Origin of the sequence: Natronogracilivirga saccharolytica, assembly GCF_017921895.1 — a bacterium.
GTDB classification, from domain to species: Bacteria; Bacteroidota; Rhodothermia; order Balneolales; family Natronogracilivirgulaceae; genus Natronogracilivirga; species Natronogracilivirga saccharolytica.
Window position 1 is genome coordinate 1 of the sequence record NZ_JAFIDN010000036.1, and the last position, 1,132, is coordinate 1,132.

At 44.5% G+C, this 1,132-nt stretch carries 1 protein-coding gene; it reads left to right on the top strand.

What is annotated here, in order from left to right; translation table 11 throughout:
* Positions 1–44 precede the first annotated feature (44 nt).
* A partial coding sequence (locus NATSA_RS15310) for a hypothetical protein (protein ID WP_210513492.1) occupies positions 45–1,132 on the top strand: 1,088 nt, incomplete at its 3' end.

A 1,132-nucleotide genomic window follows, 5' to 3' on the forward strand; every position in this document is an offset into this window, starting at 1 on the left:
CGTAAGCGGGTCGGATTTATAAACCAACTTCAGGGATAGAAACTATGAAAAAAACAGCTTTGGTATGGTTAGCCTTACTTGTGATCGTGAGTGGTTGCGGCATATTTGGCTCGGACAAGGAAGATGAAGAACAATGGGAAAATGGATATGCATTAATTGAAACAAACGATGAGGCTTTTCCCATCATAATTGGCCATGAAAGTGGAATGAATTTCGCGATGGGCTACTCAGGTGACGAAATTGATAAGGTCGTGGTCTGGGAAAAGGATCGTGAGGAGGATGTCCTGGTTTTCTATATGGATGCCAAAGGCCTTCCGGAAAAGGTAATAGCTGATGGGTATATCTTTCTGTTTGAAAATTATGATTTTTCCGAAAATGTCGTGGACATGGCCATGATCAGTCCGGATGGCGAAATAAGCACTGAACGTGCTGTACCCATTCCGGAGATGATCCTTGAAAAGTCATTTGGTGGTACAATTGCAAGACTGGTTTCGATAGGTATGGATGTTGGTGTTTGTGCTGTTGGGATTAAAACTGCCAAACTTGGGGTTGGCCTTGCCTTATTACCCAGTTGCGGAAGTGCGGTTCTAAGTGGCATTGCAATGGTAACCGATAGTGATGCTTTCAGAACAGCATCTGCTGCCTGGTCAACAGCGGTATGCCATACAGGTCTTTCTCTGGCTGATTGTACGGGTATAACTCTTGAGGTAGTTGCAAGAGGATTCGATTCGGCTGAAGAAAGAAAAGAAGAAGGGCAGAGTGAAATTGCAAGTGCTTCCGGTGTGATCCGTTTTGGTGGTGTATGGCAATACCCCGATCGACCTGACGACTGGTTTGTTGTGGAAAAAGAACGGGTTTATGATGCCCTTTACAACAATAATCAGAATTGTTATGTGGTCACCATTGGAGAATTTGTCGGTGTGGATGGGAATGTTTTTACCTATCAGGTCCCACCAGACAATTTTCGCATAGACCTTGTTTACACCAGGCTCAATGAAGATGAATTGCACGTTGAGCGTATAGATCCACCTCTTGAATTGACCATGAGCAGGTCAACCACACAAAATCCGGAGTATTTTATTACCAATCGTTGCGGTCAGGCAGCCTCATTCAAAGAGTCTGAGCCGGGACT